Annotated in this window: 22 protein-coding genes; 5 read left to right on the forward strand and 17 right to left on the reverse strand. The window is 66.7% G+C overall.

Features of this window, described 5'->3' with window-relative positions; genetic code table 11:
- Window positions 1–44: 44 nt before the first annotated feature.
- From ppdK to K7G81_RS08020, 4 genes are all read right to left on the reverse strand, one after another.
- Window positions 45–2,711 carry a pyruvate, phosphate dikinase gene (ppdK, locus tag K7G81_RS08005; RefSeq protein ID WP_223030257.1) on the reverse strand — a complete coding sequence of 889 codons (2,667 nt, stop codon included), beginning with the start codon at window positions 2,709–2,711 and terminating at the stop codon, window positions 45–47.
- A 96-nt stretch (window positions 2,712–2,807) separates the two neighbouring features.
- A complete protein-coding gene (glyS, locus tag K7G81_RS08010) occupies window positions 2,808–5,006 on the reverse strand; it encodes a glycine--tRNA ligase subunit beta (RefSeq protein WP_223030258.1) in 2,199 nt (732 codons plus the stop codon).
- Window positions 5,003–5,476: an endonuclease domain-containing protein gene (locus K7G81_RS08015; RefSeq protein WP_223030679.1), complete on the reverse strand. Its 474-nt coding sequence runs from the start codon at window positions 5,474–5,476 to the stop codon at window positions 5,003–5,005. Before K7G81_RS08015 ends, glyS begins: the two co-directional genes overlap by 4 nt.
- Window positions 5,476–6,345: a glycine--tRNA ligase subunit alpha gene (locus K7G81_RS08020; RefSeq protein ID WP_223030680.1), complete on the reverse strand. Its 870-nt coding sequence runs from the start codon at window positions 6,343–6,345 to the stop codon at window positions 5,476–5,478. The genes K7G81_RS08015 and K7G81_RS08020 overlap by 1 nt, the downstream gene beginning before the upstream one ends.
- Before the next feature lie 133 nt (window positions 6,346–6,478).
- Here K7G81_RS08020 and K7G81_RS08025 point away from each other — a divergent pair, with 133 nt between their 5' ends.
- The 3 genes from K7G81_RS08025 (at window position 6,479) to pth (ending at window position 9,038) form a co-directional block, all read left to right on the forward strand.
- Window positions 6,479–7,402 (forward strand): TraB/GumN family protein, encoded by a 924-nt coding sequence (locus tag K7G81_RS08025; RefSeq protein ID WP_223030259.1) that lies wholly within the window; start codon window positions 6,479–6,481, stop codon window positions 7,400–7,402.
- Between the two features lie 215 nt (window positions 7,403–7,617).
- Window positions 7,618–8,280, forward strand: a complete 663-nt coding sequence (locus tag K7G81_RS08030; protein ID WP_223030260.1) for a 50S ribosomal protein L25/general stress protein Ctc — start codon at window positions 7,618–7,620, stop codon at window positions 8,278–8,280.
- A 188-nt stretch (window positions 8,281–8,468) separates the two neighbouring features.
- Window positions 8,469–9,038: an aminoacyl-tRNA hydrolase gene (gene pth / locus K7G81_RS08035; protein ID WP_223030261.1), complete on the forward strand. Its 570-nt coding sequence runs from the start codon at window positions 8,469–8,471 to the stop codon at window positions 9,036–9,038.
- 79 nt (window positions 9,039–9,117) lie between these two features.
- On the opposite strand, the gene K7G81_RS08040 is transcribed toward pth, so the two are convergent.
- The 7 genes from K7G81_RS08040 to K7G81_RS08070 all read right to left on the reverse strand — a co-directional run bounded on the left by K7G81_RS08040 (window position 9,118) and on the right by K7G81_RS08070 (window position 17,709).
- The gene (locus K7G81_RS08040) at window positions 9,118–12,018 is read right to left on the reverse strand and encodes a M16 family metallopeptidase (RefSeq protein ID WP_223030262.1); all 2,901 of its coding nucleotides are present in this window, start codon (window positions 12,016–12,018) and stop codon (window positions 9,118–9,120) included.
- 39 nt (window positions 12,019–12,057) lie between these two features.
- Entirely contained in the window at window positions 12,058–12,759 is a 702-nt protein-coding gene (locus tag K7G81_RS08045) for a head GIN domain-containing protein (protein ID WP_223030263.1), read from the reverse strand.
- A 33-nt stretch (window positions 12,760–12,792) separates the two neighbouring features.
- Entirely contained in the window at window positions 12,793–13,524 is a 732-nt protein-coding gene (locus K7G81_RS08050) for a head GIN domain-containing protein (RefSeq protein ID WP_223030264.1), read from the reverse strand.
- Window positions 13,525–13,711: 187 nt separating this feature from the next.
- Window positions 13,712–14,245: a CarD family transcriptional regulator gene (locus tag K7G81_RS08055; RefSeq protein WP_223030265.1), complete on the reverse strand. Its 534-nt coding sequence runs from the start codon at window positions 14,243–14,245 to the stop codon at window positions 13,712–13,714.
- A 271-nt stretch (window positions 14,246–14,516) separates the two neighbouring features.
- Complete coding sequence (fdxA, locus tag K7G81_RS08060) at window positions 14,517–14,858, reverse strand: ferredoxin FdxA (RefSeq protein ID WP_223030266.1); 342 nt, start codon at window positions 14,856–14,858, stop codon at window positions 14,517–14,519.
- 66 nt (window positions 14,859–14,924) lie between these two features.
- A complete protein-coding gene (locus tag K7G81_RS08065) occupies window positions 14,925–15,218 on the reverse strand; it encodes an RNA-binding S4 domain-containing protein (protein WP_223030267.1) in 294 nt (97 codons plus the stop codon).
- Window positions 15,208–17,709 carry a helicase-related protein gene (locus K7G81_RS08070; RefSeq protein ID WP_223030681.1) on the reverse strand — a complete coding sequence of 834 codons (2,502 nt, stop codon included), beginning with the start codon at window positions 17,707–17,709 and terminating at the stop codon, window positions 15,208–15,210. Before K7G81_RS08070 ends, K7G81_RS08065 begins: the two co-directional genes overlap by 11 nt.
- Before the next feature lie 229 nt (window positions 17,710–17,938).
- On the opposite strand from K7G81_RS08070, the gene K7G81_RS08075 reads away from it, so the two are divergent.
- Complete coding sequence (locus tag K7G81_RS08075; protein WP_223030268.1) at window positions 17,939–19,432, forward strand: M23 family metallopeptidase; 1,494 nt, start codon at window positions 17,939–17,941, stop codon at window positions 19,430–19,432.
- Between the two features lie 87 nt (window positions 19,433–19,519).
- Entirely contained in the window at window positions 19,520–20,521 is a 1,002-nt protein-coding gene (locus tag K7G81_RS08080; RefSeq protein ID WP_255586789.1) for a phosphatase PAP2 family protein, read from the forward strand.
- Between the two features lie 21 nt (window positions 20,522–20,542).
- Here K7G81_RS08080 and K7G81_RS08085 read toward each other — a convergent pair whose 3' ends face one another.
- The 6 genes from K7G81_RS08085 to K7G81_RS08110 all read right to left on the reverse strand — a co-directional run bounded on the left by K7G81_RS08085 (window position 20,543) and on the right by K7G81_RS08110 (window position 25,362).
- Entirely contained in the window at window positions 20,543–22,225 is a 1,683-nt protein-coding gene (locus K7G81_RS08085; RefSeq protein ID WP_223030269.1) for an ATP-binding protein, read from the reverse strand.
- 106 nt (window positions 22,226–22,331) lie between these two features.
- The gene (locus tag K7G81_RS08090; RefSeq protein ID WP_223030270.1) at window positions 22,332–23,102 is read right to left on the reverse strand and encodes a TIGR02186 family protein; all 771 of its coding nucleotides are present in this window, start codon (window positions 23,100–23,102) and stop codon (window positions 22,332–22,334) included.
- Window positions 23,099–24,013 (reverse strand): sulfite exporter TauE/SafE family protein, encoded by a 915-nt coding sequence (locus K7G81_RS08095; protein ID WP_223030271.1) that lies wholly within the window; start codon window positions 24,011–24,013, stop codon window positions 23,099–23,101. The genes K7G81_RS08090 and K7G81_RS08095 overlap by 4 nt, the downstream gene beginning before the upstream one ends.
- A gap of 122 nt (window positions 24,014–24,135) precedes the next feature.
- Window positions 24,136–24,564 carry an OsmC family protein gene (locus K7G81_RS08100; RefSeq protein ID WP_223030272.1) on the reverse strand — a complete coding sequence of 143 codons (429 nt, stop codon included), beginning with the start codon at window positions 24,562–24,564 and terminating at the stop codon, window positions 24,136–24,138.
- Window positions 24,565–24,589: 25 nt separating this feature from the next.
- Entirely contained in the window at window positions 24,590–24,976 is a 387-nt protein-coding gene (locus tag K7G81_RS08105) for a glycine zipper 2TM domain-containing protein (RefSeq protein WP_223030273.1), read from the reverse strand.
- Between the two features lie 62 nt (window positions 24,977–25,038).
- Window positions 25,039–25,362 (reverse strand): glycine zipper 2TM domain-containing protein, encoded by a 324-nt coding sequence (locus tag K7G81_RS08110; protein WP_223030274.1) that lies wholly within the window; start codon window positions 25,360–25,362, stop codon window positions 25,039–25,041.
- Between the last annotated feature and the right edge of the window lie 72 nt (window positions 25,363–25,434).

Raw genomic sequence — 25,434 nt, forward strand, 5'->3', positions numbered from 1 at the left:
GAAGAACGGCCCTTCGACAGGCTCAGGGCGACCGGCAAATCTGTTTAACCTGGTCTTTTGAGCGCCGCTTGCGCCGCAGCCAACCGCGCGATGGGCACGCGATAGGGCGAGGCGCTGACGTAGTTCAGGCCGACCTTTTCGCAGAAGGCGATCGAGGCGGGATCGCCGCCATGTTCGCCGCAGATGCCGAGCTTGATGTCGGGGCGGGTGGCCCTGCCCCGCTCGGCGGCAAGCTCGATCAATTCGCCCACCCCGTCGATGTCGAGGCTGACAAACGGGTCGGTCGGGTAGATGCCCTTGTCGACATAGGTGGTCAGGAAGCGGCCGGCGTCGTCGCGGCTGACGCCAAGCGTGGTCTGCGTCAGATCGTTGGTGCCGAACGAGAAGAATTCGGCGACCTCGGCGATCTCGCCGGCCTTCAATGCGGCGCGCGGCAGCTCGATCATCGTGCCGACGAGATAGTCGAGGGTGCGACCCTTTTCCTCGAACACTGCCTTGGCGGCCTTTTCGACCACCGCTTTCATCAGTTCGAGCTCGCGCCGGGTGGCGACGAGCGGGATCATCACCTCGGGGACCACCGCCTCGCCTGATTTCGCCGCGACGTCGCAGGCGGCTTCGAAGATCGCGCGCGCCTGCATCTCGTAGATTTCGGGATAAGTGACACCCAGCCGGCAGCCGCGATGGCCGAGCATCGGGTTGAACTCGTGCAGCTCGGCAGCACGGCGCTTCAACGTCTCGACATCGACGCCGGCGGCTTCGGCGACTTCCGCGAACTCATCCTCCTCGTGGGGGAGAAATTCGTGCAACGGCGGATCGAGCAGGCGGATGGTCACCGGCAAGCCCGCCATCACTTCGAAAATCTCGGTGAAATCGGCGCGCTGTTCGGGGAGCAGCTTGTCGAGCGCGGCACGCCGGCCTTTCTCGTCCGAGGCGAGGATCATCTGGCGGACGGCGGTGATCCTCCCTGAATCGAAGAACATGTGCTCGGTGCGGCACAGCCCCACGCCCTCGGCACCGAAATCACGCGCGGTGCGGCAATCGTCGGGCGTCTCGGCATTGGCGCGCACGCGCAGGCGGCGGACGGTGTCGGCCCATTCCATCAGCGTGCCGAAATCGCCGGCGAGTTCGGGCTGCACCGTCGGCACGCTGCCCGCCATCACCTCGCCGGTGGCGCCATCGATGGTGATCGTCTCGCCTTCCCTGATCTCGCGGGCGCCCACGCGCATCACCCGCGCCTTCATGTCGATCGACAGCGTGCCCGCGCCCGAAACGCATGGCCGGCCCATGCCGCGCGCGACCACCGCTGCGTGGCTGGTCATGCCGCCGCGCGCGGTGAGGATGCCCTTGGCGGCGTGCATGCCGTGAATGTCCTCGGGGCTGGTTTCGACGCGCACGAGGATCACCGCATCGCCGTCGCCGGCGCGGCGCTCGGCCGTGTCGCTGTCGAACACCGCCGCCCCCGAAGCGGCGCCGGGGCTGGCGGGCAGGCCCTTGGTCAGCACATCGCGGGTCGCATCGGGATCGAGCGTCGGGTGGAGCAACTGGTCGAGCGCCTTGGGATCGATCCGGGCGATCGCTTCTTCCTGCGTGATGAGGCCATCGTTGGCCATATCCACCGCGATCTTGAGCGCGGCCTTGGCGGTGCGCTTGCCGGTGCGGGTCTGCAGCATCCACAGATGCCCGCGCTCGACGGTGAACTCGATGTCCTGCATGTCGCGATAATGGTCTTCGAGCGTGCGGAAGACCGCGGCGAGTTCGGCATAAGCGTCCGGCAGCGCCTCTTCCATCGAGGCTGGCTTGGCGCCGGCCTCCTCGCGGGCCTTTTTGGTCAGATATTGCGGCGTGCGGATTCCCGCCACCACGTCCTCACCCTGGGCATTGATCAGGAATTCGCCATAATGGTTCGCGTCGCCGGTCGAGGGATCGCGGGTGAAGGCGACCCCGGTGGCCGAGGTGTCGCCCATGTTGCCGAACACCATCGCCTGCACGTTGACCGCGGTGCCCCAATCGCCGGGAATAGCGTTCAGGCGGCGATAGACCTTGGCGCGTTCGGACTGCCACGAGCCGAACACCGCGCCGATCGCGCCCCATAGCTGGTCGTGAGCGTCCTGCGGGAAAGGCTTGTCCCACAGCTTGGCGACGAGTGACTTATATTCGTCGACCAGCCCCTCCCAGTCGTCGGCGGTCATCTCGGTGTCGAGATAATAGCCGCGATCCTCCTTGGCGATTTCCAGTGCTTCCTCGAACGCGCCGTGATCGAGGCCGAGCACGACATCCGAATACATCTGGATGAAGCGGCGATAGCTGTCCCACGCGAAGCGCTCGTCATCGGCTTTCTTCGCCAATCCCACGACCGTCTCGTCATTGAGGCCGAGGTTGAGGACGGTGTCCATCATGCCGGGCATCGACACCCGCGCGCCGGAGCGGACCGAGACGAGCAGCGGATCGGCGGCGTCACCGAAACGCTTGCCGGTGATCCGTTCGATATGGGCGATGCCGTTGGCCACTTCCTCGCGCACCGAATCGGGGAAGGTTTCGCCTTCCTCGTAATAGCGCGTGCACATCTCGGTAGTGATGGTGAAGCCGGGCGGCACCGGCAGGCCGATCGAGGCCATTTCCGCAAGGTTCGCGCCCTTGCCGCCAAGCAGGTTCTTGTCCCCTGCCCCACCATCCGAAACACCGCCGCCGAAGCGATACACGTAATGCGCCATATATGCCTTCCCCAGTATGAAGCGCCGGCCGTTATGCTCGGTCCGTGCGCATGGTGTTGTGATCCAGGCTTGTCTTTCGGGTGCGTCGGCCTCCGCTCAGCCTTCGATCTTCGAGAAATCGGCGACGCCGTGGACGGCATCGCGGATGCGCGCCAGCAAAGCGAGACGCGCCGCACGCTTTTCCCGATTGGCGTCGTTCACCGTCACATGCTCGAAAAACGCGTCGATCGGTGCGCGCAACGTGGCGAGCGCGGCCATCGCGGCTTCGAAATCCTCGGCGGCGACGGCAGCGGCGGCCGCCGGCGCGGCGGTGTCGAGCGCAGCGATGAGGGCGGCTTCCTCGGGTTGGGGCTCATACCCCAGATCGTCATGCCGGACTTGTTCCGGCATCCAATCCTCCGCGGGTGCTGGCGCTTGTGGCGCGTTGGACCCCGGAACAAGTCCGGGGTGACTGGTGGATTGTTGGGCTGCGTCCCACCCTTCCTTCTTGAGGATATTCGCCGCGCGGCGATAGCCGGTGAGCAGGTTCGCCCCGTCCTCGGTGCCAACGAACGCCTGCAACGCCTTCACCCGCGCGAGCAGCCGGACGAGATCATCCTCCCCACCAAGCGCGAACACCGCGTCGATCAGGTCATGCCGGACGCCAGCCTCGCGCTGCTGGACCTTGAGGCGGTCGGCGAAGAAGTCGGGTAATCTGTTCGACATCATCGCAATCGTCAGGAAGTGATTTGGCTTCCCATCGCCCGGGTTGTCGAGATTTCGAAAGTTCCCCACAGCAGCTTGCACGACCTTGCCAATCTCTGCGCGTAGGTCGTTCAATAGTACAAGATTCAAAACTGCCAACGCCGATCGGCGAACCGCGAATGGATCTTTCGAGCCAGTAGGTGGCTCGACAGCAAACATCGATACAATCGTATCCAGCTTGTCCGCCAAGCTCACCGCCACCGTCACCGGCGCGGTGGGCACATCATCCCCCTGGCCGACCGGCTTGTAGTGATCGCGGATCGCCTCTGCGACTTCTTTCGGCTCGCCTTGCGCGGCGGCGTAATAGCCGCCCATCAGGCCCTGCAGCTCGGGGAACTCGCCGACCATGCCGGTGACGAGATCGGCCTTGGCCAGCCGCGCCGCGCGTTCGGCGAGGGACGCTAAATCCTTCCCGCCTTGCGGGGAGGATTTCACGATACCCTCCTCGACCAGCCACCGCGCCAGCTTGGCGACGCGCTCGACCTTGTCCGCCACGGTGCCGAGCTTTTCGTGGAAGACGATCTTTTCCAGCTTGGGGAGCTGGTCCTCGAGCCGCGTCTTGAGATCGGTTTCGTAAAAGAACTTGGCGTCGGACAGCCGCGCGGCGAGCACCTTGCGGTTGCCCTCGACGATCTTCGCGCCGCCGTCCGACGCGGCGATGTTGGCGGTGCAAATGAAGGCGTTCGCCAGCTTTCCGTCGCGCCCCCGGCAGACGAAATATTTCTGGTTTACGCGAGCCGTGAGCTGGATCACCTCGGGCGGGACGCTCAGGAACGCCTCGTCGAAGCGACCGAGCAATGGCACCGGCCATTCGGTGAGGCCGGCATTTTCGGCGACCAGCCCTTCGTCCTCGATCAGTTCCAGCCCCGCGTCGGCGGCGAGCTTGGCGGCGGCATCGCGGATGATGCCCGCGCGCTCGTCCTGATCGACGATGACGTGGCAGGCGCGCAGCTTCTCGATATAATCGGCCGCCGAGCCGATCGTGATCGCGCCCGGATGGTGGAAGCGGTGGCCGAGGGTCGCCGATCCGCTGGCGATGCCGGCGATCTCACAGGGCACGACCTCCTCGCCGAGCAGCGCGACGATGCCCTGCAACGGGCGGACCCAACGCAGGCTCTCGGTGCTGGCCGAGGCTGCGCCCCAGCGCATCGACTTGGGCCAGGGGAAGGCGCGGACGATCACCGGGATCGCCTCGGCGAGCACGTCGGCGGTCTTGCGGCCGGGCTTCTCGACCACCGCGAACCAGATGCCGTCGCGATCCTCGAGCTGGTCCTGGGTCAGCCCGGTCTTGCGCAGGAAGCCTTCGAGCGCCTGCGGCGGGGCCGAGGTGCGCGGGCCCTTGGTTTCTTCGGAGACCGAGGCGGTTTCGAGCGGCAGGTCGCGCGCGATCAGCGCGAGGCGGCGCGGGGTGGCGTAGGTGACGATAGCGCCGGCCTCGATCCCGGCTTTGGCAAGTTCAGCAGCGAACAGCCGCGCGAGATCCTCGCGGGCCTTGGCCTGCATGCGCGCGGGGATTTCCTCCGAGCGGAGTTCGAGCAGGAAATCGGTCACGCAAAATCCTCCCCGTTCACGGGGAGGGGAACCGCCGAAGGCGGTGGAGGGGGCGCAGCCGCATATGAGACGATCGCCTGCGCTGCCTCGTCCGCATCCTTAAGCACATCAGCCCCCATCACGCGCAGAACTCGATATCCTTCCTCTTCCAGCCACACCGTCCGCTTCGCATCCCGCTCCGGCCGGTCGCCCATGTCATGCGCGGCGCCATCGATCTCGATAACCAACTTGGCAGCGGCGCAGTAGAAATCGGCACGATATTGGCCAATCGGGTGCTGTTTGCGAAAGGCGATGCCTTGCGGCGAGCCTTTCAGACGCTGCCACAATAGAACTTCGGGCAAGCTCATTTTCCTGCGGGCGCGGCGAGCTTCATAGACTTCGGGGCGGCGGAGCGACGGCGAGCCCCCTCCACCACGCCGCTTCGCGGCGCGGTCCCCCTCCCCGTCCCGGGGAGGATTTGCCGACGCCATCACGCTGACCACCCGTGCTTTTCCATCCACGACGCGCAGGCGCCTTTCGCCAGATCGCGGACGCGACCGATATAGGCCTGGCGCTCGGCGACCGAGATCACACCGCGGGCTTGCAGCAGGTTGAAGACGTGGCTGGCCTTGATCGCCTGTTCGTAGGCCGGGATCGGGAGTTGCTTTTCGAGGCAGTTTTCGCACTCGGCCGCCGCTTTCCTGAACAGATCGAACAGCGCGTCGGTATTTGCCACCTCGAAATTCCACGCGCTCATCTCGCGCTCGTTTTCGAGGAACACGTCGCCATAGCTGACGCCGGCGTCGTTGAATTTCAGGTCGTACACGCTGTCGACATTCTGGATGTACATCGCCAGCCGCTCGAGCCCGTAGGTCAGCTCGCCCGCCACCGGCTTGCAGTCGAAGCCGCCCATTTGCTGGAAATAGGTGAATTGCGTCACCTCCATCCCGTCGCACCACACTTCCCAGCCGAGCCCCCAGGCGCCGAGCGTGGGGCTTTCCCAATCGTCCTCGACGAAACGGATATCGTGGCGCGTGAAATCGATGCCGATCGCGGCGAGGCTGCCGAGATAGAGATCCTGCAGGCCGGGTGGCGAGGGCTTAAGGATCACCTGATATTGATAATAATGCTGCAGGCGATTGGGGTTCTCGCCATAGCGGCCGTCGGTCGGCCGGCGGCACGGCTGGACGAAGGCGGCATTCCACGGATTGGGGCCCAGCGCGCGCAATGTCGTCGCGGTGTGGAAGGTGCCGGCGCCCATCTCCATGTCATAGGGTTGCAGTATCAGGCAGCCGCGATCGCTCCAGTAATCATGGAGCGTCAGGATCATGCGCTGGAAGCTGAGCGGCTCGGTCAAAATCGGGTGCCTGTTGCGGTGCGGTAATCTCGCGCGGTGCCTTGCCGGAAGGGGCGGACGGAATCAAGCGGAGCAGCAGTGGACCCGGCGCGAGCGGTGGCCTATCGGTGCACGACACCTGTCGGGGAGGGATTCGATGAGATTTGTCAGATTTTCGGCGCTCGCGCTTGCCACCGTATCGCTTTCGGCAAGCGCGCAGACCACGGCCGTGCCGCCGGCCGCAACCGCCACGCCGGCGCCCGCGACGATCGCTGCCGATCCGGCCTTGTGGGTGGTCAAGGACAAGGACACCACGGTCTATCTGTTCGGCACGATCCATGTGCTGAAACCGGGCTATTCGTGGTTCGACGACGGCGTGAAGGCGGCGTTCGACAAGGCCGATGCGCTGGTGCTGGAAATGGTGATGCCCGATCCCGCGGCGATGCAGGCGATGGTGATGAAGATGGGCATGGCGACCGACGGCACGCCGCTGTCGCAGAAGCTGCCCGAGGACGAGCGCGGCGACTATACCAAGGCAGTCGCCGAGATCGGCGCGCCGCAGGCGGTGGTCGATCGCCTGAAGCCGTGGCTGGCGGCGACCGAATTCTCGGTCGCGCCGCTGGTCAAGCTCGGCTACAGCCCGGCCAACGGGCCCGAGGCGGTGCTGACCGGCGCGGCCAAGGCGGCCAACAAGCAGGTGCTCGGCATGGAAACCGCCGAGCAGCAGTTCGGCTATCTCGACGGCTTGTCGCAGACCGCGCAGATGGCCTTTCTGAAATCGGCAATCGACGACATGCCCAAGCTCGGCGATGAGATGGGCGAGATGGTGACCGATTGGTCGAAGGGCGAGCCGCAGGCGCTGGCGAAGATCATGAACGACGATCTGACCGGCCAGCCCGAGCTCAAGCAGACGCTGCTGATCGATCGCAACGCGCGCTTCGCCTCGTGGATCGCCAACCGGATGAAGCAGCCGGGCACGGTGTTCGTCGCGGTCGGCGCCGGGCATCTGGCGGGCGACGGCAGCGTGCAGGCCGATCTCGCCAAGACCTACAAGCTGAAGGCGGTGCGGGTGGCATATTAGTATAGCGGCACCGGCCCGCTCCCCCACCCCACTTCCCATGCAGCATAAAGTCTTGGGAGGTGGGGTGGGGGAGCGGGCCGGTGCGGCTCTCCAACAAGAACTCCCACCACCTTGCGTCTCTCGCGCGCGTAGCCTATAGGCGCGCGCTTCCGCGCCATGGTCATCCCTGGAGGCGTGACGCGGGAAGACGAACCCTTATGTTTCGGAGAATCAGAATGAGCGACAATCTGACGCTCGCTGCCGAGACGCGTGAGCAGGTTGGCAAGGGAGCCTCCCGTTCGCTGCGTCGTGAAGGCCGCGTACCCGCCGTGATCTACGGCAACAACGAAGACCCGACCCCGATTCACGTCGAGGAAAAGGCGCTGACCAAGCTGCTGATGACGGGCCACTTCATGAACTCGGTGATCATGGTCGAGGTGGGCGGCAAGGCCACGCGGACCCTGCCCAAGGACGTTACCTTCGACGTCGTCACCGATCGCCCGGTCCACGCGGACTTCCTGCGCATCTCCGAACACGCCAAGGTGCACGTCAACGTGCCCGTGAACTTCACCAATGAGGAAAAGGCGCCCGGCATCAAGCGCGGCGGCGTGCTCAACGTCGTTCGCCACGAGCTCGAGCTGGTGGTCGACGCGGCGAACATTCCCGACGAGATCGAGATCTCGCTCGAGGGCCTCGATGTCGGTGATTCGGTCCACATCAGCCACGTCAAGCTGCCCGAGGGCGCAGCGTCGGCGATCGAGGATCGCGATTTCACCATCGCCACCGTCGTTGCGCCGTCGGCACTGAAGTCGAGCGAAGGCGACAACGAAACCGAAGCGGCCGAACCCGCCGCCGGCGACGTCCCGGCGACCGAGCAATCGGACGACGCCGAGGGCTGATCGTTCCAATCGGCCTCCGGTCCAGCGATCGGAGGCCGGTTTCTTATTTGATCGGTTTGCAGCTACGCTGCGCGGCGCCGGCCCGCTCTCCCGCCTCGATTTCTCAAGCTATCATGCTGAATGGGAAGCCGGGGCGGAGAGCAGGCCGGCGCCGCGACCGTTTCGGGGCAGCCGACCAAGGAGACAAGATGCAGCTGTGGGCCGGCCTCGGCAATCCGGGCGCGAAATATGCGATGAACCGGCACAATGTCGGCTTCATGGCGATCGACGCGATCGCCGACCTGCATCGTTTCGAGGCGGCAAAGAAGCGCTTCAACGGCTGGGCGATCGAGGCGCGGCTCGGCACCGAAAAGCTGATCCTGCTGAAGCCCGCGACCTTCATGAACGACAGCGGCCAGTCGATCGGTGAAGCGATGCGCTTCTATCGGCTGACGCCGGCCGACGTCACGGTGTTTCACGACGAGCTCGATCTGGCGCCGTTCAAGGTCAAGGTGAAGGTCGGCGGCGGCACGGCGGGGCATAACGGCTTGCGATCGACCGCGGCGCATATCGGCCCCGATTTCCGCCGCGTGCGCCTGGGCATCGGCCATCCCGGCCACAAGGACCGGGTGCATGGCTATGTGCTCGGCAATTATGCCAAGGCGGAGATCGATCCGCTCGCCGAGATGCTGGGCGCGATCGCCGCCGAGGCGCACTGGCTCGCCGCCGGCGACGACGCGCGCTTCATGAACGACGTGGCCTTGCGCCAGCAGGATTGAGCGGTTTCGCCCCGATCCCGCCATGTCGGCGCGGGTCCATTCTTCGCCCCTATTCTGCGCCGACCCGCGGTTCTCCCCCTCAGGACGGTGCCTTAACCCCCTGCGGCAGCGCCTCGACATCATAAGCGTGTTTCGCGCCGGCGAGCCAATGCTGCACCGCTGCCTTGACCGCCGCGGCATCGACCTTTTCGATCGTGCCGGGCAGGGCGCGGATCGCGGCCAGCACGCGTGGATCATCGAGATCGTCGTCGACGCGCCCGAGCCAATAGACATTGTTGGTCTGCGATCGCCGGTAGGCCGAGAGCTTGGTGCTGAGCGCGCGCTGCAATTCGTCGGCAGTCGGCCCCTTGGCGGCGAGATCGGCGATGATCGAATCCAGCGTCTTGTAGAAATCGCCGATCCGTTCGACGCGAAGCTGCGCGGCGGCGAGCACGAAGCCGTAATCGGGCAGCTCGCTCGATTGCGTGCTGTCCGCGAACGGCGTGTAGCTGCCGCCCTGCGTCTCGCGGAACTGGCTGGTCAGCCGGTCCTGGATCACCGATGCCGCGACATCGAGCGCGACGCTTTCGGGGAAATTCTTGAGCACGCCGGTCGTCGGATAAACGCGGCCGACCGCGGCCTGATCGGGATCGCCCTTGTGACGCAGGATCACCGGCGTCTTGCCCGTCCAGCGCGCGCTGACCGCGAGTTCCTGCGCGGTCGGCTTGGCCGAGGGGCGTGGCGGCAGCGCGCCGAGCGTTTTCGCGACGTCGGCGACCAGCGCATCGGGATCGAGATCGCCGACCGCGACGACCTTGACCGGCCCCTGGCCAAGTTGCGCCTGCCAGAAAGCGCGGAACTGATCGAGCGTCAGCGCACCGACCGTGTCGGGCGACGGCAGCGCCTCGAACCGCTTGTCGCCGCCGTGGAAATAGGGCGCACCGAACGCCTGCAGCACCGTGGTCGGCGCCGCGAAATAGGCCTGATAGGTCGCCTTGAAACTGTTCTTCATGCGATCGATCGGCGTTTCGGCATAGCGCATCTGGGTGATCGCGCCGGTAATCAGCTTGAGCGCGTCGCCAGCGTCCTGCTGATCGGTATGGCTGGTGAAAGTCAGCGCATCGGGCGCTTGTTGCAGGGCGAAACCGATCTGGCGGCCGGCGGTGAGCCGCGTCAGCTCATCGGGGGTGAACGGCCCGAAGCCCGCGGCGGTCAGTGCAGCCGAGCTCCATAACAGGCCGGGATCGTCCACCGGGCGGCCGTAGAGGCCGTGGCCCAGTTCGACCTTGAGGCGGATCGCGCCCTTTTCGTACGGCGTCTGCTTGTAATCGAGCTCGACACCGTTGGCGAAAGTGACTCGCTGGATACCGAGATCGGGGATCGCCCGGCGGGAGACGACCTTGCCCGGCGTCTCGTCGATCCTGAGCTCGTCCAGCGACACTTTGCGCAGCGCCTCGGTAGCGGCGGCCGCGGTCTTGCGCGCTGCCTCAAGCGCGGCGACCACGGCATCGTCGCCACCGGCGACCGGAGTCGAGCTCAGCAGGATCATCCGCGGATCGGGAGCGAGCTGGCGATCAATCGCCCTGGCGACGACATCGGGGGTGAGCGACGCCTTCGCCGCCTGGAACAGCTTGAGATAGAAGGCGCGCGTCGGCGTCACGTCGTGCTGATCGACGTCGCGGATATAAGTGTTCGCCAGCGACGGCGAATTCTCGGTCTGACGCATGTCGACCGACTTGCGCAGCCCTTCCTCGATGCCGGCGACCTGTTGATCGATCTCGGCCTGCGACGGCGGCGTCTCGCGCAGCCGGTTGAGCACGCCGAAGGTTTCGTCGAGCGCAGCTTTCCAGTCGCCCGGCTTGGGCACGATCGAGACGGTCAATTGATCGGCGACGTGGCGCGCGGTGGGATAATTCGCCGTCGCGTTGACGATCGCCTTGCCCTGCTGCGCCTCGGTCGCCAGCCGCTGCGCGATGATCCGCGTGGCGACGAAATCGGCGAACTGCGCCTGCTGCCTGGCGATGGTGAACGGCGCGTCGTCATGCGGGTGCATCCAGGCGAGCTGGATCGCGTTCGGAGCCTGCGGATCGACCACGACTGCGGCGGGCTTCGGCGGCGTCGCAATCTTGCCATCGTCGGGCTGGGGTGGCGGTGCGCCGGTCGCCCGCCAATCGCCGAACGCCTGCTTGATGCCGGCGACCAGCATCTGCGGATCGGCGTCCCCGACCACCACCACGACCGCGCGATCGGGGCGATACCATCGATGATAGAATGATTTGAGCTTGTCCGCGGTGGCGGCGGCGAGTGTCGCATCGGTGCCGCCCAGCTCGCGCTTGGCCGCGGTAAGGCCGGTGAGGAAGATCGCGTTGCCGGCATCCTGCACCTTACGCGACAAGGGCGAGATGCGCTGCTGGCGCTCGGCAATCACCACCTGGCGCTCGGTATCGAGCAGCTTGGGGTCGAAGCTCGCCTCGCGCATCATGTCCGACAGCACGTCGATCGCCTGCTTGTACGATGCGGGGTCGGACTTGGGCAGATCGAGCATGAAGGTGGTCGCAGTGTAGGTCGTCGAGGCATTGGTATCGCTGCCGAAGCTGGCGCCGAGCCGTTGCCAGATGCGCACCGCATCGCCGTCCGGATAATTTTTGGTGCCGCGAAACACCATGTGTTCGATGAGGTGCGACCAGCCCTGCTGATCGGGTGTCTCGTCGAGCGCGCCGACATCCATCCGCACCCGGATCGCGATCGTGCCTTGCGGAATCGCGTTCTGGCGAACGGCATAGCGCACGCCGTTGGGCAAAATGCCTGTCACCCAGGCGGGATCGGCGGGGATGTCGCTCCCCTCATGCTCCCATGAGGTCGCTGCGGCGATCCCGGGGGCAGTCGCCTGAGCCGTCCGGCCCGCCGCCGCGCCAGACGCCTGGACCTGCGCGGGCGCCGCTTGGGCGAGCGTGAGCGCCGCGAGCAGGCTGGTGCCGCTCAGCCACCAGTTTCTGGTCATGGCTATTCCTTTTTCACGAATGGTCGAACGGGGGGACGATCAATGCGCCTGCTTCCCGCATCGCACCGGGCCGCCCGCGACGGCATGGACGGTGCAGGACGGCGATCCGGCCACCGTCACCGGGCCGAGGCCGGTGGTAGTGATCGCGGCGGTGTAGCGCGCGGCGAGATCGAGCTGGCCCGGCCCATCGGAGCGCGCGGTAAGATCGTCGACCATGAGATCGGTCGCCTTTACCGAGCCCGGCCCCATCACCGTCACCAGCGCGCGATGGGCGGTGCCGCCGAGCGTCATCTGCCCGGCGCCGACGATGCGCGCGTTGAGCTGATCGGCGGTAATCGCGCCCACCGCAAGCGCGCCCGAGCCATTGAGCGTCAGATCGATCTTCTGGCCCTTCATCGCGTCGATCGTCAGCGTCGCGCCGGCATTGATCGTCGCCGATTGCAGGCTGGGGGTGGTCAGCGTGACGGCGGGCGGGGTGATCATCTCGCCCGAATCGCTCGACCAGTCGGCGGCGCCCATGGTCACCACCGCGGTATCGCCCTCGACGCGCACCGTGAGCGCGTCAAGCGCGTTGTTGCTGCCGCTGGCGGTCGCGCCGGGGCTGGCGCCGGTATGCACGGTGACGGCGAATGGCCCGTCGACGCGGAGGCGCGTGAAGCTGCCGACCATGAAGCTGCGGTCGGCGGCGTGGGCGATGCCCGGCAAGGCGAGCAGCGCGAGCGCGAGGAGCGGGCGGATCATCCCCGCTTCACTCGCACCGATCGCGCGCGCGGGTCAATGCCCGCAGCGCACCTCGCCCGACCCCATCTTGGACACATCACAGGTGGCGTTGCCGCCGAGATCGACGTCGCCCGATCCCATCATCGACACCTTGGCATGGCCGTTGACCACCGCCTTGGCATCGCCCGAGCCAGCGATCGAGACCTTGCCCGCGCTCGCGGTCAGCCCGCCGGCGTCGATATTGCCCGATCCGGCGATCGACAGCGACAGATCCTGCGTCGCCCCCGATGCGTCGATATCGCCCGAACCGGCGATCGACAGCGTCACCGAACCGGCCTTGATCTGGTGAATCGAGAGATCGCCCGAACCCGCGGTCGAGCCCTCGAATGCGCCGCCCTCGACGCGATCGACCGCCATGTCGCCCGAGCCCGAGATGCTCGCCGCGCGGATCGCCGGCATCGTCACGAACACCTTGACGTCGCGGCCGCCGCCCCAGCTCATATGGTTCGACTTGCGGCTGATCTTGAGCACGTCGCCGTCCTTGACGATCTTGAGATCGTCGAGCCGATCCGACGGACCTTCGGCACGGACCGAGAAATCGGGGCCGACGCGCACGTCTGCATTGTCCGATCCGCGCAGATCGACCGCGTTGAAGCCGGCGACCTGAAACGTCCGCAACGTGCCCTGGCCCGACGCGGGCACGCCGGGCTGGCTGTCGTTATCGCCGCCGCCGTGGAACGAACAGGCGACGAGGGGCATGGCAGCGAGAATCATCAGGGCACGCATCGGCAACCTCCTTTGTGTATTGCTTCTATAATACACTTGTCATGGCCGTGCAAGACGATCCCGCGCATCTTGCCCGACGTCACCCTGAACTTGTTTCAGGGTCCATGGACCAACCGCCGTCCCGCGCCTTGCGCTCACGAAAAGGGCGGCCGCAGCGCGACCGCCCTCTTCCCGCAAAAGCCCGATGTCAGGCCTCTGCCTTTTCCTTGGCGTGGAGCGGTGCGGCCTTGCGCAGGATATCGAGGATCTTTTCCTGCGCCGCGCGCTCGTCGGTTTCCTCCATCGCAGCCAGCTCGCGGGCAAGACGGCTGGTGGCGCCTTCGAAAATCTGCCGTTCCGAATAGCTCTGCTCGGGCTGGTCGTCGGCGCGGAACAGGTCGCGGACCACCTCGGCGATCGACACGAGGTCGCCCGAATTGATCTTCGCTTCATATTCTTGCGCGCGGCGCGACCACATGGTGCGCTTGACCTTGGGCTTGCCCTTCAGCGTATCGAGCGCTTCCTTGAGCGTCTTGTCGCTGGAAAGCTTGCGCATCCCGATCGATTCCGCCTTGTTGGTCGGCACGCGGAGCGTCATCTTCTCCTTTTCGAAGCGTAGCACGTAAAGCTCAAGTTGCATGCCGGCGATTTCCTGGCGTTGCAGTTCAATCACGCGGCCGACGCCGTGCTTGGGGTAAACGACATAATCTCCGACATCGAAGGAGAGCGCCTTGGCGACCATTCTTGAAAGCCTTTCCCTTGGATCGACTCCGCACGATCGCCTATTGCCGGCATGAAACCGGATGGCGCATCGGGGAGGAATAAATGCGACTCCAGGCGGGCGACGACAAAGATCGTGCCCGTCGAATCTTCATTTAACATACTTGCAATAAAATTACCAGCGTTGCTTCGATCCGAACAGCGCAGCACCGCGCGTTTCCGCCGGCAACTGACCGGCGGATCGCCTGACCCGCAACCAAACGGGTATTCAGCCTTTTATCGGCGCGGAGCGATCAATCGCCCTGGCCGGGTTCGGGCGAGAAATACTTATCGTACTTGCCCTCTTCGCCCTTGTGCTCATCGGCATCGGCCGGCGTCTGGCCGGCATTGCGCGTGACGTTGGGCCATTGCGTCGAGAAAGTCGAATTGACCTCGAGCCACTTTTCCAGCCCGTTTTCGGTGTCGGGCAGGATCGCCTCGGCCGGGCATTCGGGCTCGCACACGCCACAATCGATACATTCATTGGGATTGATGACGAGCATGTTCTCGCCTTCGTAGAAACAATCGACCGGACAGACTTCGACGCAATCCATGTACTTGCAACGGATGCAGGCCTCGGTGACGACGTAGGTCATTGCCGGAAAACTCCCTTGGCGGCGTGACGAATGCGGGTTCGCTGCTATGCGCGCGCGCCGGGCACGTCAATCGCCCGCCGCTTCCTGCGAGACGTTTGCAAGATCGGCATAGCATGCGCGCGCCTCCGCCGGCGGGCCGCGCCGCACCGGCAGCGCGTCGACGCGCAGCACGCGGACAGCGCCGCGATGATCGGCAAAGGTCAGTATGTTGCCGAGGCGAACCGGCGCCGCGGCCTTGTCGATCGCGCGGCCGTCGATGCGCAGATGCCCCGATCCCGCCAGCGCCTGGGCATGGGGTCGCGTCTTCACCAGCCGGGCATACCACAGGAAACGATCGAGCCGCATCGTTTCAGCGGCCATGCGACCCCCAATCGGCCAGCGCGGCAAAGGCGTTTTCCGGACGCGGCCTGGCCGGCGCGGCGCGGCGCGGACGCGGCCGGCCGCGCCATTGCCAGCGCGGCGCGCCCTCGATCGGCGGCGCGCTGCGGAAGCCCAACGCCGTCATCAGGCGCGCGAGCGTTTCGGGACCGAGGCCGATCGACGTCGCCAGCGCGGGATCGGGCGCGAACGGCGCCTTGCCCTTGCGCGCTTCATGCGCGGCGCGCGCCAGCCGCTCGACCAGATCGACACGCACCGCCTGTGGGCCGAGCGCACGAAACCCCGCGACAGCGCCGCCGGCGAGCACCGTCGCTCCCTCGGGCGCGCCCGCCGCGACCGGCGCCTCCCCGGCCGCCGCGAGCAGCGCCGCGCGCCATCGCGCCGGCTCCGGCTTGAGCAGGCGTGGATCGAACAGGTCGAGCGAGCCGATCGTCACCCCTGCCTGGCGCAGCCGCTTGCGTTCGGGCGAATCGAGCCGGTCGATGCTGTCGCCCACCGCGACCCGCGGCAGGATTCCCCCCTTGTCGAGCAGCGCGGCAGCGATCGCGCGCAAGGCCGGGCTGGCATGTTCGTCCCGGCTCAGCGTATCGAGCCTCGCCAGCGCGGGTGCCTGCCGGTCCACCTGCGCAGCGAGCCAGCCACCGAGCCGATCGCGAATGCGCTCGGCGAGCGGCCGATCGAGACAATTGAGGCTGCGATCGAGCACCAGCCGCGGGCTGGCCGGCGACGAGCCGCGCACAAGCTGCGCGACGCGATGCCCCCGCCAGTGAAGCTCCGGCGTGTTGCCGGGCGCGGCGACCAGCGCGATCGCCGCGTCGGCGGCTTGCGCCAGGTCTTCGCCGCGCCGCGTGCGCTCACCGGCGAGCCGCTTTTCGGCAGCCGCGAGCAGCATCTTCTTGTCGGCGTGGCGCGCCTCGGGCGCGACGGTGAAGCGGAAACCGTCGAGCCGGCCGATCGGATGATCCTCGACCATCACCTCGCCCTCCTCGCCGACCACCACCGGCAGCGCCGAAACATCAGCCCCGATCTGCCGCATCAGCACCGTCGTCCGGCGATCGACGAAACGCTGCGTCAGCGACGCGTGCAGCGCGTCCGACAGGCGCTCCTCGATCGCGCGGGTCCGGTCCGCCCAATGCACGGGATCGGCGAGCCAATCGGCGCGATGCGCGATATAGGCCCAGCTGCGCGCCGCCGCGATCCGCCCGGCGAGCGTCTCGACATCGCCCTGGACGTTGTCGAGCCGGGCGATCTCGGCCGCGAACCAATCGTGGGGTACGTGGCCGGCGCCCTCCGACAAATCGCCGAACAGGCGCGACACGAACCGCGCGTGCGGATCGACGCCGAGCTTGCGGAAATCGGGCAGGCCACACGCCGCCCACAGCCGCGCGACCATCCGGGGATGCCGCGCCCGCGCGCGCACCCACTCCTCCTCGGCCAACCGCTTCAATACCGCGAGATCGACCGCTTCGGGCGCCGCGCGCAGCCGCTCGTGATCGGGCTTCGCCTCAAGGCTGGCGATCAGCGCATCGACGCTCGAAAAATCCGGCGCGCCCTCGCGCCAATAGACGAAATCGAGCCTCGGGAAGCGATGCTCCTCGATTGCCGCAATCTCCTCCGGCGTGAATGCGCCCGGGCCTTGCTCGGTGATCGCGCCGAACGTGCCGTCGCGCTGATGCCGGCCGGCGCGGCCGGCGATCTGCGCCATCTCGGCCACTGTCAGCCGCCGTTGGCGCCGGCCGTCGAACTTGTTGAGCGAGGCGAAGGCCACATGCGCCACGTCCATGTTCAGCCCCATGCCGATCGCATCGGTGGCGACGAGATAATCGACCTCACCGGACTGGAACATCGCCACCTGCGCGTTGCGCGTGCGTGGGCTGAGCGCGCCCATCACCACGGCGGCGCCACCGCGCAACCGCCGCAGCATCTCGGCGACGGCATAGACTTCCTCGGCCGAGAAGGCGACGATCGCAGAGCGTTTGGGCAGCCGCGAAATCTTCTTCGCCCCGGCGTAGCTCAGCGTCGAGAAGCGCGGCCGGCCGATCACCTCGGCATCGGGCACCAGCGCGCGGACGATCGGCCGCAGGCTTTCTGAGCCCAGGATCATCGTCTCGTCGCGTCCGCGGGCATGGAGCAGCCGATCGGTGAACACGTGCCCGCGCTCCGGATCGGCGCCGAGTTGCGCCTCGTCCAGCGCGACGAACGAGACTTCGCGATCGACTGGCATGGACTCAGCGGTGCACAGAAACCAGCGCGCGTCGGGCGGGAGAATCTTCTCCTCGCCCGTGATCAGCGCGACCTCCTTCGGCCCCTTGATCGCGACGACGCGATCATAGACCTCGCGCGCCAGCAGCCGCAGCGGAAAGCCGATCATCCCGCTCGAATGCGCACACATCCGCTCGACCGCGAGATGGGTCTTGCCGGTATTGGTCGGCCCCAGCACGGCGGTGACCGGCGAGCGAGCGAACGTCGTCATTGCCCCGGCAAGATCGGCGCTCGCCCCCGCCTGTGCAAGCACCGAGGTTAAGCGCACCACGGGGCGCTCCGCGCAACGGCTCATCCCTTCGTCCGCCCCGCCGCACGGCTCACCGCAACGAATGCCGCAGGATTCCGCGGTTAATTTGACTTTAGGCTCTGTGCGGCACACTCCTTGCCTCATGGCCGGGGTGGGCCATGAGTGAGCTTTTACCGGGGACGCTCGCCAGGTGTTTCTACGCGACGATCATGGACTGGGCGGCGGTGGCGGCACCGTCACCTTCGGCCGTGCCCTCGCGGCGCCGGCGCCGGACCGGCTGATCGACCGCCTGCGCGATCGCGCCGAAGCGATCGACTGGACGCCCGATCTCGGCGCGCGGATCGGCTCGGCCGAATGGTTCCGCGGCGCCGCCACCTGCCTGGCGCTGCTCGCCGGCGCGTGGTTCCTGTCACCGGGCCTTGCGCCGCGCCCGCTGATCGGCGCCGCCCCCGCCCCGCTTCAGGGCAGCGAATGGGATGAAGCGCGCGCGCAATCGATCGCCCCGATCGCCTGGGGCGCGACCACCGGCCGCCATGTCGCCGCGGGCGATCTCGTCGCGCCGCTCGCCGAAACCCCCGAACGCCCGATCATCGAGCTGACCGCGACGCTTGGCCAGGGCGACGATCTGTCGTCGGCGATCGAGCGCGCCGGCGTCAGCAACGACGATGCCGATCAAGTCGCCGAGCTGGTTTCGCGCCGGATGGCGCTCGACGATCTCAAACCTGGCACGCGGCTCGACCTCACGCTCGGGCGCCGCGCCAGCAAATCGGTGCCGCGCCCGCTGGAAAAGCTGGCCTTCCGCGCGCGCTTCGATCTCGAACTGACGATCGCGCGCGAGGACGGGCGGCTCACCCTCACCCCCCGGCCGATCGCGATCGACCACACGCCGCTGCGGATCGAAGGCCTGGTCGGCAGCTCGCTCTATCGCTCGGCGCGCGCCGCCGGCGTGCCGGCCACCATCGTCGCCGCCTATCTCAAGGCGATCGCGAGCCACGTCTCGATCGGCCGCGTGGGATCGAGCGACCGGTTCGATTTCATCATCCAGCGCGATCGCGCCGCGACCGGCGAAGTGCGCCTCGGCGACCTGCTGTTCGCCGGGCTTGACCAGGGCCATGGCGACAAGCTTCAGCTCGTGCGGTGGCAGGACGATGGCGAGACGCAATGGTTCTCCGCCTCGGGCAAGGGCATGATCAAGCAAGCGGGGGGCGGGCTGCCGGTCGCCGGCCACATCACCTCGACCTTCGGGCGCCGCTATCATCCGATCCTGCATTATTACCGGATGCACGAAGGGATCGACGTCGGCGCGCCATATGGCACCCCTATCCACGCCACCGCCGCCGGCACCGTGACGCTCGCCGGGCACAAGGGCGGCTATGGCAATTTCGTGTCGATCGATGCGGGCCACAACCTGTCGATGGGCTTCGGCCATATGAGCCGCATCGCGGTCCATCGCGGCCAGCACGTCGCGGCGGGGCAAGTGATCGGCTATGTCGGTTCGACCGGACTTTCGACCGGACCCCATGTCCATTACGAGGTGCGCCGCGGCGGCCGCCCGATCAACCCGCTGTCGGTCAAGCTGACCAGCATGGCACAATTGGCCGGCGCCGACCTGCGCAAGTTCAAGGCCCAGGTGGCAAATCTGCTCGCGGTCAAGCCGGCGAGCGCACAACTCGCTTCCAAATAAGTCAGCTATGTTACATTAAGGATGGCCGGCGCAAAGCAGGCGCAGCGGCGGAACGCGGCCGCTGCGAATTGGTTCGAGGGAAAATCGTTGCCTGCCGTCAATTGGTTGATTGCGCGATCGCATGGCGGGCGCGCGCCGGCTCCTGCCACCATCACCGGCCGCGCGATCGTCGCGCTGCTCGCGATCAGCGTTGCGGCGGTCGCCTTGCTGCTGTTCGCGGCCGGATTGGCGATCGATCCGCTTGCACCGGGAACGCTGCGCTTTGCCCTCGCCTTCGCCTTGCTCGGCGTGGTTCGCTGGACGTGCCGTTCAGGCGCCTCGCCGATGATGCGGATAGCCCGCGATATGGCGCACTATTTCGGGCTGTTCACCGCGATCGCGCTGACCGGCGCGGTGGCCAGCTATCCGATTGCGGCGGGAAGCCACGGCTTCGTCGACCCGCTGCTCCAGCGCAGCGATCTGGCGCTGCATTTCAACTGGCTCGACTGGTATCGCGCGGTCGCCGCGCACCCGATGCTGCAGGCCGCCAGCCGTACCGCTTATGCGATGATCTACGTCTCGCCAGCGATCCTGCTCGGCTATCTGGCGATCACCGACCAGCGGCGCGAGGCGCACGAGTTCATCGCTGCCGTGTGGTTCGCCGCGGCGATCACGCTGGCGGCGTTCCGCTTCATGCCGGCGATCGGGCCGTTCGCTTACCTGTGGCACGGGCCGATCCCCTATCTGCCGGTCAGCGATCTGTGGCAGCCGCATCTGATCCCGCGGCTGCGCGATCATGACGTGCCGCTGATCGACCTCGGGCACCTCGTCGGGCTGGTTTCGGCGCCGAGCTTTCATGCCGCATCGGGCGTGCTGCTGATCGCCTTCGCCTGGCGCCAGCCGCGCATCCGCGGGCTGCTGGTCGCGATCAACCTCGCAATGCTGCTCGCCACGCCGGTCGAAGGGACGCATTACCTGACCGACATGATCCTCGGCGTGCTAGTTGCGGTCGCCGCACTTTCGCTGGTCGCCGGCCTGCGTGCCTGGCCGGCGCGCGCGCCGATTGCGTCCAGCCGGGGCAACGGTCTGCGACCGGCACAATTACCCTGAACCGCGCACGGAAAGGCGGCGTCAGCGCCCCTGGGCGCGCCAGCGCTTGATCGTGCGGGCGATGATCGCGTCCTCGCCGCCAACGTCACGCCACAATTCGGAGAACAGGGGATCGCCCGAGGCCGGCCGCTTGGCTTCGTCCAGCGTGTCGAAGGCAACCCGGATCGGCACCGCGACGCCTTCTCCGCAGATGATGCACTCGCGATTCCGGAGCGCGGGGATCGAATCGAGGAAGCCGCGCGCGCCCTCCGGCATTGCCGCGCGGACGAACGCCTGGTCACGATCGTTGTTGAGGCGCATCGAGATGATCGTGCCGCATTGCGACAGCACGCCCTCCGCGAGGTCCGACGGACGCTGCGTGATGAGCCCGAGCGAAACGCCGTATTTGCGCCCTTCCTTGGCGATCCGGCTGAGGATGCGGCCGACCGAGGACTTTTCGGCCATGTCGTCGCTGGGGATGTAGCGGTGCGCTTCCTCGCAAACCAGCAGGATCGGCCGCTGCGGCTCGTTGCGCGACCAGATCGCGAAATCGAACACCATCCGGCTGAGCACCGAAACCACCACCGAGGTGATCTCCGACGGCACGCCCGACACATCGATGATCGAGATCGGCTTGCCGTCGCCGGGCATACGGAACACGCGGGCGATGAAATCGGCCATCGTGTCGGCGACCAGCATGCCGGAGAACATGAAGCCGTAGCGCGGATCGGCCTTGATCTCCTCGATCTTGGTCTTGAGCCGCAGATAGGGCGCGGTATCGCCGGCGCGATCCATCTTGCCCATTTCGAGCTGGATCAGGTTGGTGAGATCGCTGAGCAGATAGGGCACCGGCGCGTCGACCGTCAGCTTGGCGATCTCCTGCCCCACGCGCCCCTTGGCGCGCGCGGCGAGCAGGCACTTGGCGAGCACGTCGGCATCGATCTGGCGATCGGAGCCCTTGGTGGTGAGGAACACCTCGCAATGTTCCTCGAAATTCATCAGCCAATACGGCATCTGCAGATTGCCGACGTCGTAGATCGCGCCGCTATGCTTGAACGCTGCGGCATATTCGCCATGCGGATCGATCATCGCGATATGGCCCTGCGGCGCTCGCTCGCAGATGCGATGGAGCAGCAGCGCCGCCGCCGTCGATTTGCCGGTGCCGGTCGAGCCGAGCAGCGCGAAATGCTTGCCCAGCAAGGCATCGACATAGAGTGCGGCGCGCACGTCCGCGGTGGGATAGACCGTGCCGATCTCGATATGCGCGCGATCCTCGGCGGCGTAGATCTGCTGCAGATCGGCGGTCGAGACCGGAAAGACGACGCAGCCCGGCTGCGGATAGCGCGTCACACCGCGGCGGAACTTGTAGAGCTTGCCGGTCAGCCGCTCCTCGTCGCCCTCGCCAAGGAAATCGACCTGCGCGGCGATCCGGCCATCCTTGTGGTCGAGCAGCTTGAGCGAGCGGACGTTGGCGATCAGCCACGAGCCGCCGACGCGCATCTTGACCTGGCTGCCGACCTGGCCGGCGCTGGCGACGACCGCGTCGGTCGACAGCGCAGCCTCGTCGACCGCGGCGATATCGAACACCACCTGTCCGCCGGACCCGGCGATATCCGAAACGGCGCCGATCCCGCGCACCGATGTGGTGCCGGGCAAGCCCTCGACGGTCGTCGGCGGTGCGGCCGCGGCCGGCTCGAAGCCACGCGGATTCATCTGGTCGATCATACGGGTCGCCTCTCCCGGGTCCATCGCCGGGACGATTGCACGCCAACAGTAAAGATAAGGTTTTGCCGGCGAGCGAACGGGCCCGGGACGGCGCGCCGCCCCCGCGCTATCGCCGCCGTGCCACCCAGCCGGCGGTCCAGCCGAGGCCGACCGCCATTGCGATCACGGTCAACCCATAAGGGATAGAGCGATCCTCCGCGCTCGCCGCGACGAACCGCTCGAAGCCCGATTTGCGGATGTGGATCGTGCGCGTCGCCACCGCGAGGACACGGCCGTCGCGCACCAGGAAGGTTTCCGCGGTGAAGCGACCGACCGGCACGCGCGCGGGAATCTGGATGCGCGCGCGATACAGAACGCCATCGGCGATCTCGACCGCATGAGGCACGTCGACGTACAGCCCCTGCTTGGCCTTGAGCGACACCAGGCCGGCGGCGAAGCGGTTCTGCTCGTCGATCGGCGCGGTCGATGCCGGGGAAAGCTGCAGGCTGTCGAGCCCGAGCTCGTAGATCGCGCGTGTGCGATCGTCGAGCAACTGGTCGACCGGGCGCGACGACGCGACCGCATAATAAGACGGCGCCGAGCGATAGCGCAGGCTATCCGCATTCATCCAGATGCCGGCGATCTTGCGCTTTTCGCGCACCGTCACCGATTGCACCGGCCCGCGCACGACGACGATGATGTCGGCAGGCTTGTCGTCGGGGCCGGGGGTGCGCCCACCGGGATAGAGGATCGCACCGAACAGCAGCAATTCGGCGCCGGTGAAACTGTAGGCGATATCGATCGTGCGCTGCGATACGTCCGGCACCAGCGTCGGCTTGGCCGCGCCGACCAGCAAGGGGGCGAGCGCCAGCACGGCGAAAGGCTTGAGCGGCCTCATGTTACGTCGACCGAGAACAGGTCGGTCGGCCGCCACCCCAGCCCGATCGCCATCCGGGCAGCGACGATCAGCACCATCAGCGCAAGCGCGAGGCGGAGATATTCCGGCTTGATCCGCGTTGCCAGCCGCACGCCGACCTGCGCGCCAGTGACCGAGCCGACCAGCAGCAGCGCGGCGAGCACGATATCGACCGATTTGGTGCCGGTGGCGTGCGCCATGGTCGCCGCCGCGGTGACGAACAACGTCTGGAACAGCGAGGTGCCAACGACCACCTGGGTCGACATGCCGAGCAGATACAGCATCGCCGGGATCAGGATGAAGCCGCCGCCGATCCCGAGCAGGGTCGTGAGAATGCCGGTGAAGCAGCCGAGCAGCAGCGGCGCGAGCGGAGAGATATAGAGGCCGGAGCGATAATAGCGCGTCCGAAGCGGCAGCGCGGCGACCAGCGGATGATGCCGCCGCTTGCGCGCCCGGGGCGCCTCTCCGGCGCGGATCGCGCCGATGCTCTGCAGCGATTCGCGCGCCATCATCGTGCCGATCGTGCCGAGCAGCACGACGTAGATCAGCGCGATCACGGTATCGATCTGCCCGGTCTGCTGCAGCCAGCGGAACAGCAGCGCGCCAAGCATCGCCCCGACGATGCCGCCGGCGACCATCGTCGCGCCCATCTTCACGTCGACGCCGTTGCGACGGAAATGCGCGAACACGCCCGATACGCACGATCCGGTCACCTGGCTGGCCGAGGTGGCGGCAGCGACCGTCGGCGAGATGCCGTAGACGATCAGCAGCGGCGTGGTGAGAAACCCGCCGCCGACGCCGAACATGCCCGACAACAGGCCGACGCCGCCGCCGAGCAGCACGATCACCAGCGCGTTGACCGAGAGATTGGCGATCGGCAGGTACACATCCATGCCGGCCAGCGATATCGCTTTCGCCCGCCCGGCGGAAGCCGCTGGATGACGCCGCGCGGCCGCGAGCAAAAGAAAAGGGCGACCGGTCGCGCCGATCGCCCTTTCCTTCATTTACGGCGAGGTCAGTTCTCGAGCTGATGCTCGAGCGTGATTTCCGCCTTGAACAGTTTCGAAACCGGGCAGCCGGCCTTCGCACCCGCCGCCAGTTCCTCGAACTCGTCAGCGGAAATGCCGGGCACTTTCGCCTTCAGGCTGAGCGCCGACCTGGTGATCGTGAAGCCGTCACCATCCTTGTCGAGCGTCACCTTGGCGTCGGTTTCCAGCGTGCCTTCGCTATATCCCGCGCGCGCCAGGGCGAAGCTCAGCGCCATGGTGAAGCAACTGGCATGCGCGGCGGCGAGCAATTCCTCCGGATTGGTGCCCTTCTCGTTTTCGAAGCGCGTGCCGAAACCGTAATATTGGTCCGCCAGCACACCCGATTGGGTCGAGACGTGGCCCTTTCCGTCCTTGCCGAAGCCCTCGTAACGGGCCGATCCGCTGCGTGTCGTCATGCCGGTTGCTCCACCTGTTTCGCCGTTACCGGCACTCGGCATTGCCCTTGTCGATCGCCTGACCGAGCACCGCGCCGCCGGCTGCGCCGAGCAGGGTGCCGATCGTGGCCGACCCGCCCGGCGCGATCAGGTTGCCGAGCACGCCGCCGGCAAGGCCGCCGACGATCAGTCCTGTCGTGCCATCGTCGCGTTTGCAATAATAGCGGCCGTCCGAACCGCGATAGATCGTGTCGTCGCGGCTGAGATGGCGGGGGTGATAGCGATCGCCGCTGCGATAATGGCGATAGGCATCGTAGCTGCCGCTCGGCGCCTGGCTGTAATAGCCGGGGCCGCGGCTGCCGTACCCGTCACTGGCGCAGGCGCCGAGCGCGAGCATCGAGCCGGCGCCGATTGCGAGAATAAGCTTGTTCATTTCAGGTCTCCCCTGTCGGGAGCCGACGGCCTTTCATATGCCGCACCGCCGGCCGGTGATCTTCAGCGGCAGTGCGTCTTGCTGTCGAGCGCGTGGCCGACGAGCGCGCCGCCGGCGGCACCGAGCACGGTGCCGGTGGTGCGATCGCCATGGGTATCCACGGTACGGCCGAGCAACGCGCCCGCCACACCGCCGACAACGGTGCCGACCGTGCCGTCCGACTTGCGGCAATAGCGCCGCCCGTCGCGTCCGCGCCATTCCTTATAGGCATAGTGACGCTGGTGATGGCGATAATGGTGCTGCGCGACAGCGCTGGTCGCCGGCAGCACCGCGGCTGCTGGCATGGCGACCGCGGCAATGCCAATCGCAAGGATTGCGTTCTTCATCGTGACACTCCCTTATGGTCTCATCGAACTTGATATCGGAAGCGTAACGCTCGCTTGGCGAGGGGGTTGCAT

Source organism: Hephaestia mangrovi (genome assembly GCF_019880555.1).
GTDB lineage: Bacteria > Pseudomonadota > Alphaproteobacteria > Sphingomonadales > Sphingomonadaceae > Sphingomonas > Sphingomonas mangrovi.

What these genes read in the sequence shown, in the direction of transcription:
- ppdK (WP_223030257.1), bottom strand. Translation starts at nt 2,711, where the DNA reads ATGGCGCATTACGTGTATCGCTTCGGCGGCGGTGTTTCGGATGGTGGG.
- K7G81_RS08015 (WP_223030679.1), bottom strand. Translation starts at nt 5,476, where the DNA reads ATGGCGTCGGCAAATCCTCCCCGGGACGGGGAGGGGGACCGCGCCGCG.
- K7G81_RS08025 (WP_223030259.1), top strand. Translation starts at nt 6,479, where the DNA reads ATGAGATTTGTCAGATTTTCGGCGCTCGCGCTTGCCACCGTATCGCTT.
- K7G81_RS08030 (WP_223030260.1), top strand. Translation starts at nt 7,618, where the DNA reads ATGAGCGACAATCTGACGCTCGCTGCCGAGACGCGTGAGCAGGTTGGC.
- pth (WP_223030261.1), top strand. Translation starts at nt 8,469, where the DNA reads ATGCAGCTGTGGGCCGGCCTCGGCAATCCGGGCGCGAAATATGCGATG.
- K7G81_RS08040 (WP_223030262.1), bottom strand. Translation starts at nt 12,018, where the DNA reads ATGACCAGAAACTGGTGGCTGAGCGGCACCAGCCTGCTCGCGGCGCTC.
- K7G81_RS08045 (WP_223030263.1), bottom strand. Translation starts at nt 12,759, where the DNA reads ATGATCCGCCCGCTCCTCGCGCTCGCGCTGCTCGCCTTGCCGGGCATC.
- K7G81_RS08050 (WP_223030264.1), bottom strand. Translation starts at nt 13,524, where the DNA reads ATGCGTGCCCTGATGATTCTCGCTGCCATGCCCCTCGTCGCCTGTTCG.
- K7G81_RS08055 (WP_223030265.1), bottom strand. Translation starts at nt 14,245, where the DNA reads ATGGTCGCCAAGGCGCTCTCCTTCGATGTCGGAGATTATGTCGTTTAC.
- fdxA (WP_223030266.1), bottom strand. Translation starts at nt 14,858, where the DNA reads ATGACCTACGTCGTCACCGAGGCCTGCATCCGTTGCAAGTACATGGAT.
- K7G81_RS08065 (WP_223030267.1), bottom strand. Translation starts at nt 15,218, where the DNA reads ATGGCCGCTGAAACGATGCGGCTCGATCGTTTCCTGTGGTATGCCCGG.
- K7G81_RS08070 (WP_223030681.1), bottom strand. Translation starts at nt 17,709, where the DNA reads ATGACGACGTTCGCTCGCTCGCCGGTCACCGCCGTGCTGGGGCCGACC.
- K7G81_RS08085 (WP_223030269.1), bottom strand. Translation starts at nt 22,225, where the DNA reads ATGATCGACCAGATGAATCCGCGTGGCTTCGAGCCGGCCGCGGCCGCA.
- K7G81_RS08090 (WP_223030270.1), bottom strand. Translation starts at nt 23,102, where the DNA reads ATGAGGCCGCTCAAGCCTTTCGCCGTGCTGGCGCTCGCCCCCTTGCTG.
- K7G81_RS08095 (WP_223030271.1), bottom strand. Translation starts at nt 24,013, where the DNA reads ATGGATGTGTACCTGCCGATCGCCAATCTCTCGGTCAACGCGCTGGTG.
- K7G81_RS08100 (WP_223030272.1), bottom strand. Translation starts at nt 24,564, where the DNA reads ATGACGACACGCAGCGGATCGGCCCGTTACGAGGGCTTCGGCAAGGAC.
- K7G81_RS08105 (WP_223030273.1), bottom strand. Translation starts at nt 24,976, where the DNA reads ATGAACAAGCTTATTCTCGCAATCGGCGCCGGCTCGATGCTCGCGCTC.
- K7G81_RS08110 (WP_223030274.1), bottom strand. Translation starts at nt 25,362, where the DNA reads ATGAAGAACGCAATCCTTGCGATTGGCATTGCCGCGGTCGCCATGCCA.